General features: G+C 37.7%; 8 protein-coding genes and 1 pseudogene. 8 read left to right on the top strand and 1 reads right to left on the bottom strand.

The genetic code is table 11. The features are described from left to right. Positions 1–444: 444 nt before the first annotated feature. The 5 genes and pseudogenes from PVV59_RS03780 (at position 445) to PVV59_RS03805 (ending at position 10633) form a co-directional block, all read left to right on the top strand. Positions 445–1329: an outer membrane protein gene (locus PVV59_RS03780; protein ID WP_273754665.1), complete on the top strand. Its 885-nt coding sequence runs from the start codon at positions 445–447 to the stop codon at positions 1327–1329. A gap of 1551 nt (positions 1330–2880) precedes the next feature. After that, a pseudogene (locus PVV59_RS03790) lies at positions 2881–4315 on the top strand (ShlB/FhaC/HecB family hemolysin secretion/activation protein); the annotation flags it as partial. A gap of 816 nt (positions 4316–5131) precedes the next feature. Beyond that, positions 5132–6796 carry an outer membrane beta-barrel protein gene (locus PVV59_RS03795; RefSeq protein ID WP_273754666.1) on the top strand — a complete coding sequence of 555 codons (1665 nt, stop codon included), beginning with the start codon at positions 5132–5134 and terminating at the stop codon, positions 6794–6796. 250 nt (positions 6797–7046) lie between these two features. Continuing rightward, on the top strand, positions 7047–9962 hold the full coding sequence (gene ileS, locus PVV59_RS03800; protein ID WP_273754667.1) for an isoleucine--tRNA ligase: 2916 nt from the start codon (positions 7047–7049) through the stop codon (positions 9960–9962). A gap of 179 nt (positions 9963–10141) precedes the next feature. Then, complete coding sequence (locus PVV59_RS03805; protein WP_273754669.1) at positions 10142–10633, top strand: hypothetical protein; 492 nt, start codon at positions 10142–10144, stop codon at positions 10631–10633. A 635-nt stretch (positions 10634–11268) separates the two neighbouring features. Here PVV59_RS03805 and PVV59_RS03810 read toward each other — a convergent pair. Next, entirely contained in the window at positions 11269–11715 is a 447-nt protein-coding gene (locus PVV59_RS03810) for a nucleoside deaminase (RefSeq protein ID WP_273754670.1), read from the bottom strand. Between the two features lie 271 nt (positions 11716–11986). Between PVV59_RS03810 and PVV59_RS03815 the strand changes: the two genes are divergently transcribed. From PVV59_RS03815 to PVV59_RS03825, 3 genes are all read left to right on the top strand, one after another. Continuing rightward, positions 11987–13387: a pseudouridine synthase gene (locus PVV59_RS03815; RefSeq protein WP_273754671.1), complete on the top strand. Its 1401-nt coding sequence runs from the start codon at positions 11987–11989 to the stop codon at positions 13385–13387. Further along, entirely contained in the window at positions 13368–13934 is a 567-nt protein-coding gene (gene rsmD / locus PVV59_RS03820; protein WP_273754672.1) for a 16S rRNA (guanine(966)-N(2))-methyltransferase RsmD, read from the top strand. The genes PVV59_RS03815 and rsmD overlap by 20 nt, the downstream gene beginning before the upstream one ends. Before the next feature lie 752 nt (positions 13935–14686). Further along, entirely contained in the window at positions 14687–15133 is a 447-nt protein-coding gene (locus tag PVV59_RS03825) for a hypothetical protein (protein WP_273754673.1), read from the top strand. Positions 15134–15161 lie beyond the last annotated feature (28 nt).

Genomic DNA, 15161 nt, shown 5'->3' on the forward strand with positions numbered 1-15161 from the left:
GCATCTTTCCATGAGTCACAGGAATATTTTTAGACAGAATTAGTCTACACTGTTCTTTAAAGCAGAATATGAATCACTGAAACGATGACGATAGTTTGTTACAACATTATAGGCGGTGGCATTAACTTCACAATGACAGACAATGTTTTGCTACATACACAACACCGTCACTTAGATTTTGGTAAGAAGCAATTTGTAAAAAATTATCCGAAACTAGGCGACAAAGCCCATGACTTCCGTGTTGGAGTTCTTACAAGTTCTAATTTCGTCAAAAGAGCAATTATGAATACAAAGTATTAATAAAAAATTAAATTTCCAAGAAGTTTTTACCTTTAATAAAACCGCTGTTTTCTGGGCTTTTTATTTATAATTGTGACATTTTTACTACAGCTTTTTGCTCTGTAACTTTGTAAGATCATTTATAGTTAATTTAGGAGCAAAATTATGAATATAAGATTTTTAATGGCAACTTCTGTTGTCACGTTGGTTTCAGTTTCTGCAGCAAATGCAGCTGATGTTATAATTCCTCATGAAGTTGCACCAGCAGTGGTTACAGCCCCATCATTCTCTTGGACAGGTTTTTATATCGGTGGTCAAATTGGCAATTTTTCGAGTAAAACCAAAGTAACTATTCCAGGAGAAGACAAAGAGCTTTTCAAAAAAGATAATACACCAAGTCCTTCTGGTTTCATGGGGGGTATTTATGCAGGATCTAACGTAGATCTTGGAAATGGTCTTATTCTTGGTGTTGAAACCGATGCTGTTTGGGCAGACCGTGGAGAATCAAAAACAGCTCGTGAATCGACTCTTACTAAAAAAGATGCAACATTTTTTAATGATGCCCTTACAAAAGCTAAGGTTGAACTAACAGGACAGCAAAAATTTATAGAGGATGACCAAGTAACGGAAACGCACAGTTACAAAGAAAAATGGTCTGGGGCTACCCGCGTTCGTATCGGTTTTGCAGCGGTTGACCGCATTATGCCTTATGTTGCTGGAGGTATTGCCTATGCGCAAGTGCAGGGTATTCAATCCGTTGCTGGAAAAGGAGAGAGAGCTAAAGTTGAGCAGAAAGCTGATGGGGGTGAAGAGTTACCAGAAGTAAATAAGCAAACTATAGATTTGACAGGTGGTACTTGGGCTGATGACACGAAGACAATGGTTGGTTTCACTATTGGTGGTGGCGTTGACTTTGCAATGACAGACAATATTCTGTTGCGTGCTGAATACCGTTACTCCGATTTTGGTAAAAAGAAATTCGCAAACGATACACGTGAATTCAATTACAAAACCAATGATTTCCGTGTTGGTGTTGCATACAAATTCTAATTTCATAAAAATGCAATTATAAACACAAAATAAACTTCTCAGAGGCTCTGTCATAGACAGAGCCTCTGTTTTTTCTTTTGCTATATTATTACACATCCTATATTTTATTTACGGATGTAAAAAGATACTCTTCAGATTTTCTTAAAAGTTTCTCATAAACAAGAGATAATAATTCCGCTGTAAGATCAACATTTTATCTATGTTTATAACATACAATTTCTTATACAAAATAAAACTATGCAGTGATTTTATTTTGGATCATTCTCCATTTTTTATGATTATATTATTTCACGACAAGGCTTCTTCATTTAAACTTATAACACAGTGCTCATAAATAATTACCCAATTAAAAAATCCATTAAGATCTTTAAGAAAGTTTTTAGCTATTGCTGGTGTTTCTTTACGATGCTCAATACCAACAACTATAATACATCTCTTATTAATTACTTGGTATGAAATATTGCCTATTGTACATCAGAATGAGTTCTCTCTATCTTTTGGTAAATTTAGAGAGGCTATGCGATCAAATTCAAGTTTAGATTTAATGTTCTTACCCCATCTGCCGATAGAAAAGAAAGGGATCATGCCACCGCTTTGGGGAGAGAGCTTGTAGATTTTTTTAGTTAGAGGATTAAAGTCGTACGCATTGGCAATAAAAAGAAAAATAGCAAATCTCTTCAAAAGAGATGTTTTCGGCACTTTTATTACCAATACAAGTGTTCATCATAGTTTTTTGAAGTTCGTCATAAGAAAAAACATATTTTTTGCTATAGTAGCAATTATAAATTTATCATTATTGTTTTTTATTTCATGTGCAATTTCCCTATAGCGAAATCACACTTTTGTTCTTAAATATTTGTTTTTATTGTAGAAAGAGGAGGGATGTCTTCAGGGATTCTCGTATTTTCGCAAATATAGGTTAATCTACAAATCTCGGTATATCTAGAAATCTTAACTTTACGTAGACTTCAGGATTTCCTTAAACTTGACCACAGAATTTAGAATAAAGATGTATTTTTACATTATCATAAACACGAGCATAATCATACTCTCAGTAATTATCATTATAAGATAGTTTTCTTCTTTTCAATATAACCACCTAGATCATCAGCCTTGATATAACCAAAATCACTTAAGGCACGAAAGTGGTGTAAAGTAATGCCATAAAAAGTAAGGGTTTCATTCGTAAATTGGTATTTTTGCAGACTCTTGTTTATTAACAGGTATAGTTTTATTTACTATGTTGGAAGGCATTTTAGTGTTTTTTGATATAGTTTTCATAGCGAAATCATTGTCGTGATTTAAATTTCCCATTAAGCCTCTATAAGAGTTGCTGGTGCTAGAAAACATGACATATAGTCCGTTACTATGCTGTTTTATTGTCAATTAACTTATGCACTTCTTAAATATTTTTTTCAAATCGATAGCTTAAAAATGCCCTCTATTTTTGTCAGTTTTATCTATCAATTTTTATAGCTATAATTTTCTATAAATGGCTTGTGTATTTTTTTAAATTTTTGCTTTTTATAAGATGAGAAATATTCTTATTCAAGCGCCTTAACGCCTAAAAGCATTACAACGCCTTCTGAAGGAAAGCAGAGAGCACTTTTGGGGAGTGGATACTGCTTTACCATTCATGCTATTATTGTTGATGGGGTCATGCATATAAAAAAGCGCTCCATAACAGCAGTAACAGATCCTTATGTTGGAAAATGTATAGGTCTTGTCGATATCCAGCTCTTGATCAAGCAATTGACCACGGTTTATTTAGATAAAGGCTATGTCACAGCGCGTTTTTATATTCCTGATCAAGACATCAAAAACAGTAAGACGCTAAAGTTTGTTGTTGTTGAGGGGAAGCTTTCGGATATTTATTACAATGGTTCACCGGCTTCTCCTTACAATTATGTTGTGTGGAGTGCTTTTCCGGGTTTGGAAGGGCATATTCTCAATATGCGTGATATTGAACAGGGGCTTGATCAAATCAACAGGCTGATTTCAGGGCATGCTAAAAGTGAACTCTTACCAGGGCGTGAATAGGGGAGCACCATTGTGAATATTAGCAATCAACCTGGTAAAGCTTTCAAAGTGACTGTTTCCCATGATAATTTAGGACAATCCTCAACGGGTTATGCACGTTATCATGCGGGTTTAAAGCTAGAAAATATTTTAGGGATGAATGATGCGTGGGATTTTGGTTATCAACGGAGTCAAACAGATTATTGGGGTGGAAGCAAGCAAGAGGGCCACAGCAATAACATTTCAGCAAGTGTAAGTATTCCGTACGGTTATTGGACCTTTGGTTTAAATGGCACTGTTTATAATTACCAAAGCATTATCCAAGGCAATTTTACAGATATTGAGACGACAGGGGATTCCAGTGAGTTACACGCCAGTATAAGCAGGGTTCTCCACCGCGATAGTGTTTCCTTGACAACTTTGAATTTAGGGCTTTCCTACAAAAGAACCAACAATTACCTTCTTGGGAATAAGATTGAAGTGGGGAGTCGTCAATATAGTGTTGCCAATTTTGGGATTTCGCATTCGCGCCAGATGTTAGGGGGAACTTGGACTTTTGATGCCAGTTATTTGCAAGGACTTCCCTTTTTTCATTCAGTCAAGAAACATGCGCCAGGAGCGGGGGATGCAGAGCCTCAATTTGCCAAATTTACCGGTACAATCAGTGTCATGACGCCTTTTAAGGTAAGGGGCTTTGACTTCATATTGAGCAATCTTTTGAGTGGTCAATATTCACCGCATAATTTATTAGCGACAGAGCAGATATCTTTGGGGGCTTCCAATGTTCGTGGCACGCGTGAGAGTTTGCTTTTTGGTAATAACGTTTTTTTTAGTCGGAATGATTTGATGCTGCGTACCATTCTGTGGCACAACAACAACGGGGTTCTTAAAAAAGTTTTTGGGAAAACGTCGCCCTTATGTGGGTTTGGACTATGGTCGTGTTTTTGCACAACCTTTGTATAGTTTTATAAGCTGGCACCATCGTTATATTTTCTAGCTCCCAATGTTGCCAGGCCTTGCATTAAGACGGTTCATAAGAGCTATTTTAGCCTTTTCTTATATAGTTTTTCCTACACGCTAGCCTCGCTTTTGACGTGCAAGAAAATGGTTTTTATTGATTTAAGATAAACAGATTTGAAATAAGAGAATCTTACGATATTTGAAATTCTCATTCAACATATAAAACAGTAAATTATCATTATAAATCAATTTATTGTCATGAATGAACAGCTTTCCGATTGGACAGTGAATGTCAAGCTTTCAGGGAGCATGATTTCTCTTGATGCCAGTTATTCCAGTATTTTCTGGAGTGCCGTCAAGCATAAAAAGTCAGACACGTTTTTTGCGTTTTTGTTTTTTGTGATTTCAGATACAAATAAAACATCAAAGATAGACCATGTTAGTAAATAGATGAAATTTTGATGGTCCTTGGGTAAAAAAGCCAATGATTGTTTTTTTACTATTTGCACTGGCATTGATTTCTCAATGATAAGCAATATTCTGTTGTATGCAGAATACTGTTAGTGAGATTTCGATAAAAGAAAATTATAAAAAATATGATCATTAACAGTTATACGAAAATTGAATGAAAATGAATCCAACTTTAAGACACATAATTTTAGTATGATTTAGTTGATAAATTTTTATTAAGTGCAAAATTAAATAGTTAAGAAGCCTTGTTTTCATAATTTCTTTATTTTTTTGTGAGTGTGTCATTTTTGCTACAGATCTTTCAAAAAAGATGCTCTATATACATTTCATTTTGGATATTTGGAGAGATTTTATGAATACAAAACGTTTAATAACGGCATCTATTTTTTCTTTAATTTCAGCATCCACAGCGCTAGCTGCTGATGTACTGATTCCTCATCAGACAGCACCATCGACTCCTTCTTCTACTATTGTTGCGCCCACTTTTTCATGGACGGGGCTTTATTTAGGTGTTCAGGCTGGTGGCTTTTCGAGCAAGGCTGATATGGCTCTTGTCGGTCAAGAAAAGAGTTTTCCACTGGATAAAGAGTTCTCTCCTAAACTTTCAGGTTTTGCTGGTGGTTTTTATGGAGGATCTAATATTGATCTAGGTGATAACTTTATTTTTGGCGTTGATACGGATTTAATGTTGTCTGGAAAAAAACACACAAAGACCATTACCATAAGTGCAGCTGATAACGTTATAGTAGAAAATGCAGTGGGAAGATCCCGTAGATCAGCAGAAACTTCATCACAAACAACGCAGACACAAGAGCCAAAAGTCGTTTCAGGAAAAAACGCGGATTCAGGAACAACAACAATAGGGACTCAAGCAGTAAAGTCTGCTGAGCCATCAAAACCCGCAACAGGAGCATCTACAGTGGGGGCACCTAACGCATTAGCTCAAACAACTTCCTCCAGCTCAGTGACAAAACCACAAGCCGGAACATCATCATTAACGCCATCATCTCCAGCAACACTTTCTTCTTCCCCAGTGAGAAGATCACAAACAGAATCAGTGTTAACGGGAACAAATAAATCAGCAGGTACAGGAGTATCAGGGCAGTTATCATCGTCTTCATCGGTAAAATCAGATACAGGAAGTCGGGCATCAAAAGTAGGGACAAGTGGAGCAGCTATGTCTGCAAAATCTGCAGAAGCAGGATCTGCTAGAGCGGTTGAAAAAGCGCCAGTCTCTTCTGTACCATCAACAAAATCAGAAACAAGTCAGCCAGCAGTAAAAGCATCTACATCAGGACAATCATCATTAGTAGCAAGAACAGTGCCGAGCGGAACTCTTGTACTCTCGAGATCAGGATCATCCAATGGAACAGAGACAAAAACTTCCTCTGGAACAAGCGGAGCGCATGGAGCTCATCATAGTTCTTCCCATGGTAGTGGACATTTTAATCCGCATGGTGCGTCTCACGCAGCTGGGCATGGCTCTAGCGCTAACCCACACGGTTCACATAGTGCTCATCCACATACTTCCCGTCCTCATGGAGTACAAAGTCAACAAGCAGTGGATAAGAACGATACCAGCGTATATGGTATAGAGCAAATAAAAAAGATGGCTTCTGAACTTGGTTTTGAACAAGGAGATGAAGTTGAAACTTTAAATCATACTTTCAAGCAGAATTGGGGTGGTGCTACACGGGTACGTATTGGTTTTGCTGCTGATCGTTTTATGCCTTATCTTGCGGGTGGTATTGCTTATGGTCAGTTTCAAGACACTGTATCAGTATCTGTTAAGGATGAGGATGGAAGCGTTGTTTCTTCTAGGAACTTAACCGATGAAACTAAAACCATGATTGGTTACACTCTTGGTGGTGGCGTTGATTTCTCTGTGTTGGATAATGTGATTGTGCGTGCAGAATACCGTTACTCCGATTTTGGTAAAAAGAAATTTGCAAAGGAAAAATTTGAAATTAACTACAAAACCAATGATTTTCGCGTTGGTGTAGCTTATAAATTCTAATCTATTTTATAAGAGTAAATTTTAAAAGAGGCTCCACTATCGGTGGAGCCTTTATTTTTTTAAGCTTATTTTTTTAGTTTCTTTTTTTGCAAATTTCATGATAAAGCCCATAAAGTGTGATGATATATTTTCTTGATCGCTGTTTAACGAATGATAAGCTCGGCTTTCCCTATAGATAAAAACCAGAGTTGCAGAGTTCAGGGAAGTTATGCAAAAATGAAATCGTAAAAGTGGACAGGAATATTTCACAATGACTGTGAAAAATGAAACAATAGATTATTCAAAAACTCTTTATCTCCCACAGACAAATTTCCCTATGCGTGCAGGGCTTCCGCAAAAAGAGCTTGAGTTAATGGCGCATTGGGAAAATATAGGGCTTTATGCACAATTGCGCCAACAAGCAAAAGATCGTCCATTTTATATTCTTCATGATGGCCCCCCTTATGCAAATGGCCATATTCATATCGGGCATGCTTTAAACAAAGTTCTAAAGGATGTCGTTGTCCGTTCATTTCAAATGCGGGGATTTAATGCAAATTATGTCCCCGGTTGGGATTGCCATGGGCTTCCAATTGAATGGAAAATTGAAGAAAAATATCGCGCACAAGGGAAAAATAAGGACGAGGTTCCTCTTAATGAGTTTCGTCAAGAATGCCGTGAATTTGCACAACATTGGGTAACCATTCAAAGTGAAGAATTTAAACGCCTTGGTGTCGTGGGAGATTTTAAGGCGCCTTATACCACAATGGCTTTTCAAGCAGAAGCACGCATTGCGAGTGAATTGATAAAATTTGCGATGTCAGATCAGATTTATCGTGGTTCTAAGCCGGTGATGTGGTCTGTTGTGGAACGTACAGCTTTGGCAGAGGCAGAGATTGAATATCATGATCATGAATCAGAGATGATTTGGGTTAAGTTTCCGATTTTTGAAGCAAGCTCTGATGATTTATATGGTGCTTATGTCGTTATTTGGACAACAACACCATGGACAATTCCAGGCAATCGCGCCGTGAGTTATTCTTCGCAAATTTCTTATGGTCTTTACGAAGTTGAAAGTGCTGAAAATGATTTTGGTCCTCAAGTGGGAGAAAAGCTTCTCTTTGCAGACGCTCTAGCCATGAGCTGTGCAGAAAAAGCCAAACTTGTTTTAAAACGTTTGCGTGCTATTTCTGCTGACGAATTGAAAGCTCTTGTTCTTTCTCATCCGCTCAAAGGTTTGGCTGGAGCGTATAATTATAAGATTGCGCTGCTTGATGGCGCCCATGTGACAGAGAGTGCGGGGACAGGTTTTGTCCATACAGCACCAAGCCATGGGCGTGAGGACTTTGAAATTTGGAATGATTATAGGCTCTTATTAGAGCAAGCGGGGATTGATACATCAATACCCTTTCCTGTTGATGATGCGGGTTTCTATACGAGAGATGTTCCGGGTTTGGGACCGGATCGTGAAGGGGGACCTGCACGTGTTATTGATGATCATGGCAAAATGGGTGATGCCAATAAAGAGGTTATTAACGCTCTCATAAAAGCAGATAGGCTGTTTGCACGGGGGCGTTTAAAGCATTCCTATCCTCACAGTTGGCGTTCAAAAAAGCCGGTCATTTTCCGTAATACACCACAATGGTTTATTTCAATGGATAAAGACTTGGGAGACAGTTCAACTTTACGCAGTCGGGCTTTGGAAGCTATTTCGAAGACGCGTTTTGTTCCATCTTCTGGTCAAAACCGTTTATCTTCTATGATAGCAGATCGTCCTGATTGGGTTCTTTCTCGTCAACGCTCTTGGGGCGTTCCTATTTGTATTTTTGCTAATGAGGATGGTGTTGTTCTCAAAGATCAGCATGTAAATGAACGTATTTTACAGGCTTTTGCAGCAGAAGGGGCAGATGCATGGTTTGCTGAAGGAGCTCGTGAACGTTTTTTAGGGGATCGTGCGCATGAGCCTTGGGTCCAGGTTTATGATATTCTTGATGTTTGGTTTGATTCTGGAGCAAGTCATAGCTTTGTATTGGAAGATCGGGCTGATTTAAAATGGCCTGCAGATGTTTATTTTGAAGGTTCAGATCAACATCGTGGATGGTTCCAATCTTCTCTATTGGAAAGCTGTGGTACGCGTGCTTGTTCTCCCTATAAGACAGTGATCACACATGGTTTTACTTTGGATGAGAATGGTAAGAAAATGTCTAAATCCTTAGGCAATACGGTGGTTCCCCAAGAGATCATTAAAACATCTGGAGCTGATATTTTTCGTCTCTGGGTCATGACAACTGATTATTGGGAAGATCAGCGTTTAGGCAAAAAAATCCTTCAAACCAATGTGGATTCATATCGTAAACTACGCAATGCAATTCGTTGGATGCTTGGAACTTTAGCCTACGATGAAGGAGAAGAAATACCTTATTGTGCACTACCAGATCTTGAAAAATTTATATTACATCGGCTTTTTGAACTTGATCAATTGATTAATCACGCTTACGATGAATTTGATTTTAAAAAAATTATGCGTGCATTATTAGATTTTTCAATCATTGAATTATCGGCATTTTATTTTGATATCCGCAAAGATTCTCTTTATTGCGATGCGCCTTCATCACAAAAACGGAAGGCCTCTTTGCAGGTTGTTCGTGAGATTTTTGAGCGAATGGTGATATGGCTTGCTCCCATGTTACCTTTTACGATGGAGGAAGCTTGGTTAGAGCGTTATCCAGAAAGCCAATCGGTACATTTAGAACAGTTTCGTTTTGTACCAGAAGAATGGCAAAACGAATCTTTAGCTGAGCATTGGAAAAAAATTCGGCAGGTCCGTAAAGTTGTGACAGGAGCTTTAGAGCTTGAGCGTGCTGATAAGCGTATTGGATCCTCGTTAGAAGCAGCTCCTATTGTTTTTATTTCCAATCCTGTTCTACGAGAGGCATTAGAAAATGTAGATATGGCAGAAATCTGTATCACCAGTGCTCTCACAATTGTGCAGGATCCAATACCTTCTGATGCTTTTACTTTGAATGATGTTGAAGGTGTTGGTGTATATCCAGAGAAGGCGTTGGGGAAAAAATGTGCTAGGTCATGGCGTTATACACAGGATGTTGGGAGTGATCCAGCTTATCCTGATGTCTCTGCTCGTGATGCAGCTGCTTTGCGAGAATTAAAAATTCTTGGCAAGATTTAAAGTTTGAGATCAAGGAAAAGAAACGCAAGGAGATTTCCCATATTGATGAATATCGTTTTTTATGGTAGAGAGTAAATTCCGTTGTTTTATCTGCAGGGGGGGAAATTTTGTGTATGGACCATTCTCTCATAAATAGCGGGAATATTAATCAGCCATATACTTGGGAAATGGAATAAGCAGTGAGAAAACGTGAAGTAAAAATATTTCCAACAGGAATTTTAGGTATATGCTTTGTTTTAGCGGGATGTAATTTATCTGCTCCCACTTATGGGACAAATAAACCGGTTTCGATACAGTTTTTTGAAGATGTTGCTAATATTGCTTCATTAACACCAGTAAATAACAGCAGTAAGATTGTTATAAAACCTCGCCCAGAACTTGTGATACCAAGTCCTAGTGCACGTCGATTTTTGCCGGTGCCACAACAAGATAGATCTGTCAATAAAGGCGCAGCATCAAAACAGCATCAAGAAAGTCATTCTTTTCCTCACAAAGGATCTTCAGTTAATGGCGTTAGTTCAGAAAATCCTTCACAGTTGAAGGCTAAACAACGGCAAGAATATTTACGTCGTCAAAGAGCACAAGTTGGAAGTCCAAAATACCGTCGCTATCTCACGGAACCGCCTTTAAGTTATCGCCAACCGGCAAAGACTGCTCCTATTACTCGCTAGGGAAAAGGAAAAATATTAAAATATGTGAGATATTCTTCTTATTACTTATAAGACCAAGTCCCTCGTCCACTCAGAGCTTTCCCTTTGCGGTAGGGGAGTATTTGCATGAAATAGCAATATGGCAATAGCTTCAAGAAAGTGGTGCTGTGCTTTCCTCACAAGAAATATCTATCAAGGTTTTCGAACCCATTTCACAGCGTCGCTTGTTTTGAGGATATAACGTAAAACCCATTGTGTACAACCATCTTTATGCTTATGAAGGAGCACTGGGTATCATCATTGTATTTACTAGTCTTTAATGTTGAATAGCCTTTGCGTTTGAATATCTTTATAAGGGATATTTTTAGTCTTTTCTAAAACGTTTTTTATCTAGAAGATAATTCACTTTGTGATGTGAAAAAAGAGATTTTTATTGATTCACCATAAACAGATTTGAAATGAGTGTATTCTACGATCTTTTAGACTTTATATTTTATAAATGAATGAATCAATCTAATAGAAGCACTATGCAGTGTTAAAAAAGTGTTAGAGGAAAATACTTCAAAAAAGCTTTCGCTATATTAGAAGGATTAATCATATTTTTTAAGGAATAGAATAGTTTCTAAAGAGTGAAAGCTATGGATAAAGAATTGTTTTTAGCATCGCTTTTGTATAAAAAAATCTTTCAGTAATTGAGCAGCTTCTGTTTCTTTAAAACCAGAATAAATTTCAGGTTTGTGGTGACAGGTTGGTTGCTGATAGAAACGTGGCCCATTTTCTATAGCTCCTACTTTGGGATCATTTGTTGCATAATACAGACGTCGTATGCGTGCAAATGAAATGGCAGCAGCACACATGGCACAAGGTTCAAGTGTTACGTAAAGATCACAATCAGAAAGCCTTTCATTTTGCAATATTTCGCAAGCCATACGGATTGCACGCATTTCTGCATGTCCTGTAGGGTCATAGGCAGATTTTATAAAATTACCAGCACGTGCGATGATAGCTTTTCCATGTGTAATGACAGCACCTACGGGAACTTCATCTTTTTTTGCAGCCCACTGCGCTTCCAAAAGGGCTATTTCCATAGGCGTTAAAGTCATAATGTTTTTTCTACTGACGGTATAGAGAATTTAAAGATTTCTCGATAAGGAATGCTATGAAATGGATAATTTATTACGCTTTTATAATAAATGAAAGGAATATCTTTATTTTTTAAATGTTTAAAACAAACCTGCAAGTCAATGGATACATTATCGTTGTTAAAGGATAGAAAAAGATAAATGATTGTGCTACTTCCTCTTTCAGGATAAGCGGTATGGTGCATATGAATAATTTTCTGAACATACTGGGAAAAATTGGTTTGAAACGCAAATGAATGAAAATAATGAGAGTGAACGGATTGCTAAAAGGTTAGCGCGTGCGGGCGTTGCCTCGCGTCGAGATGCAGAAATGATGATTGTTGCAGGTCGTGTTTCTGTGAATGGTATAGTTGTGACAACACCTGCTTTTAATGTTAGCCGCTCTGATGTTATTAAAGTTGATGGCAAACCTTTACCTCCTATAGAACGAACGCGTTTATGGCTTTACCATAAACCAGCAGGGCTTGTCACCACGAACCGTGATCCGGAAGGTAGACCTACAGTATTTAGTCATTTACCGAAAGGAATGCCGCGCGTTCTTTCTGTTGGAAGGCTTGATATTAACACAGAAGGGCTTTTGCTCTTAACCAATGATGGTGGCTTAGCGCGCATATTAGAGCTTCCTGTAACGGGATGGGTACGCAAATACCGCGTTCGTGCTCATGGAAGAGTAAAGCAGAGCGTACTGGATAACCTTAAAAATGGTATTGCAATTAATGGTATTTTTTATGGTTCGATTGAAGCCTCAATTGAACGGGAACAAGGGTCTAATATATGGCTTTCTGTCGCTTTGCGAGAAGGAAAAAATCGTGAAATAAAGAATGTGTTAGGGGCATTGGGGTTATCCGTTAATCGTTTAATCCGTGTCTCTTATGGCCCATTTCATCTCTCTGATTTAGAGGAAGGAGCCGTACAAGAGTTAAAGGGGCGGATGTTACGGGATCAATTGGGAGAGCGTTTGATTATGCAGGCCAATGCCGATTTTGATGCTCCTATTCTGAAACCTTTTTCAAATTCTGCAGTTGTTGCGGAAAAGCAAAGACACAAGGATGTTTCTGTTGCTAATGATGGTTGGGTTTTCTCAAGTGAAAGAGCGATACGGCGCAGCACGAGAGATCGTTCTGTTAAGCATGGTTGCGTACGGTCAAGAACAAAGCCTTATGAGAATGAGAATAAAGAAAAAAATGAGGAAGGAAAAGCGGAGCGTTTTCTACCGCGTTCTCGCCGTGCAAATGTTTGGATGGCTCCTGGTGCACGTCCGCAAAGTGCACGGAGGAAGCTACCCTATAGTGAGGAGAAATCTCATGATCGTAAAAGCGATTTGGCTGGTAGAAAATCCTTTCATCGAGGCAAAGAAAAATTAAAAGACAATCACTTGAAGAAAGAAAAGGGGGAGTGTTTTATTCAAAAACGTGGCAAGACATCTTACGATGAGACGCGTGTATTTGATAAGAAAGATCACTTTTCTAAGGATAAAGAGAAAATGATAAGAGGTGGTCGTGATGAGTGTTTTTTTGAGAGAAAGAAAAAGGTAAAATCGTTTAGTGGTGCTCTGAAAAAATCTAAATCACATCAAGATGGTGCAAAAACTTTGAAGAGATTTGGAGGTCCGCGTGCGGATCATCGGCGGTAAATTTGCGGGGCGTGTTTTGTTTTCGCCTGTTGATCAGTCGATTCGTCCAACGAGTGATCGTACGCGAGAAAGCCTTTTTAATATTCTTTCTAGCCGTGAAGCACAGTTTTGGACCAATAAACGCATCCTTGATCTGTTTGCTGGTACTGGTGCTTTAGGTATTGAAGCTCTTTCACGTGGAGCAAAAGCTGCTGTTTTTGTTGAAAACTCGGTTGAGGGGCGCGGGTTACTTCAAAAAAATATCGAAGCCTTTGAATTACAGTCGATCGGACGGATTTTGCGTCGTGATGCAACCAAACTTGGTAAGATTGGAACAATGCTTCCATTTGATGTTATCTTTGCTGATCCTCCCTATAGCCGTTGTTTAGGTGAACGGGCTTTTGTAGAAGCTTTGCGAGGGGGATGGGCAAAAGCGGATGCACTCTTTATACTTGAAGAAAAAAAAGATACAATCATTCATTTACCCGACGTTTTTTATCTCGATGATGAACGTTTTTATGGTGAGACAGCAATACGTCTTTATAAATTGCGATTGCTTGCATCTTGAGAAAGTTCTTTTTTATCCAGTAGGACGAAAAAATACTTCTTTACAGTTTCCTTCATTTTATATGGTTTCTTTAAAGGTAAAGCAGAAAATCAATAAAAGATTCTAAGGTTAAAGGAATTGATTAATTTGACTTTCATTATGTTTTTATCTCGATCCCTTATTTTTTGAAGTTTTTTGATAGCTTCAAGAGCGTGCCTTTTACGATATACGCTCTTTGAATATAGAGAGGTCATCTGATCTTCTATTCAGCAAAAAATTGCTTTGAGGTGTAAATAGTATTGTACCTGAGTTAGCAGTATGTATTGCTGCTCATTTTTGTAAGTTATGGGCTAATTTGTTAATCTCAGAGACATTAAAAGTGTAACGCATTATCAAAGCTTTCGTGTATTATGAACTTTATTACAGATGAATGTTTTTTTCCAATATAATATATATTTCACGACTATAGTTATAATCTTTTTTGTCTAATTTCTTTCAGCTATATCTTAATCATCAACTTCTCATTAGCAGTTGCAAGCTTTAAGCTATACAGTCTGCATTTATATCTTAAATAGTGTGTAAATTCTCTCTTTGTTATTGTATGGACTTAAAAACAGATATTTTTGTTTAAGGTAGACAATAAGATTCATTGATACTGAACATTTGTGTGTTAAGAAGATTAAATATCTTATCGTTATGTAGTTTTAAGAGTAATTGATATATTACTCTTTGTCACTAAAGACACCGGATTTTGTAAAAAAGGGGAGATTATCATGTTTAAATGGACCTATAGTGAAGAAATTAGTACACAAGCAAGTGCAGAGCAAATTTGGTCTATGTGGCAAGACGTAGCAACATGGCCTTGCTGGGATAGTGAACTTGAATGGGTAGAATTTTCTGGTGCTTTTAAAGAAGGCGCTGTAGGACGCATGAAACCTAAAAAAGGACCAATAGTAACTTTTACACTTGATAAAATTATAAAAGATGTTTGTTTTTCTGATTATGCGAAACTTCCTCTTACACGCATGAGTTTTAATCATGAATATATTTGTTCAAAGAAATCTGGTTCTTCAAATAACAAAATTCGTCATACTGTAACTATGTCTGGTTTACTTTCTCCTTTCTTTGGAATGATTATTGGATCAAAAATTAAGTTACATCTTCGCGAGGCTATGATTGAAATGAGCAGACGTGCTCTTACTGAAAATAAATCCATTTGATGTGTCTTCATAAAGAAGTTGATCTTTT

Origin of the sequence: Bartonella sp. MM73XJBT.G, assembly GCF_028618435.1 — a bacterium.
Taxonomy (GTDB): domain Bacteria; phylum Pseudomonadota; class Alphaproteobacteria; order Rhizobiales; family Rhizobiaceae; genus Bartonella.

Excerpts from the sequence above, each read along its gene's own strand:
- PVV59_RS03815 (WP_273754671.1), top strand. The coding sequence starts at position 11,987 with ATGAATGAAAATAATGAGAGTGAACGGATTGCTAAAAGGTTAGCGCGT.
- PVV59_RS03795 (WP_273754666.1), top strand. The coding sequence starts at position 5,132 with ATGAATACAAAACGTTTAATAACGGCATCTATTTTTTCTTTAATTTCA.
- ileS (WP_273754667.1), top strand. The coding sequence starts at position 7,047 with ATGACTGTGAAAAATGAAACAATAGATTATTCAAAAACTCTTTATCTC.
- PVV59_RS03810 (WP_273754670.1), bottom strand. The coding sequence starts at position 11,715 with ATGACTTTAACGCCTATGGAAATAGCCCTTTTGGAAGCGCAGTGGGCT.
- PVV59_RS03780 (WP_273754665.1), top strand. The coding sequence starts at position 445 with ATGAATATAAGATTTTTAATGGCAACTTCTGTTGTCACGTTGGTTTCA.
- PVV59_RS03825 (WP_273754673.1), top strand. The coding sequence starts at position 14,687 with ATGTTTAAATGGACCTATAGTGAAGAAATTAGTACACAAGCAAGTGCA.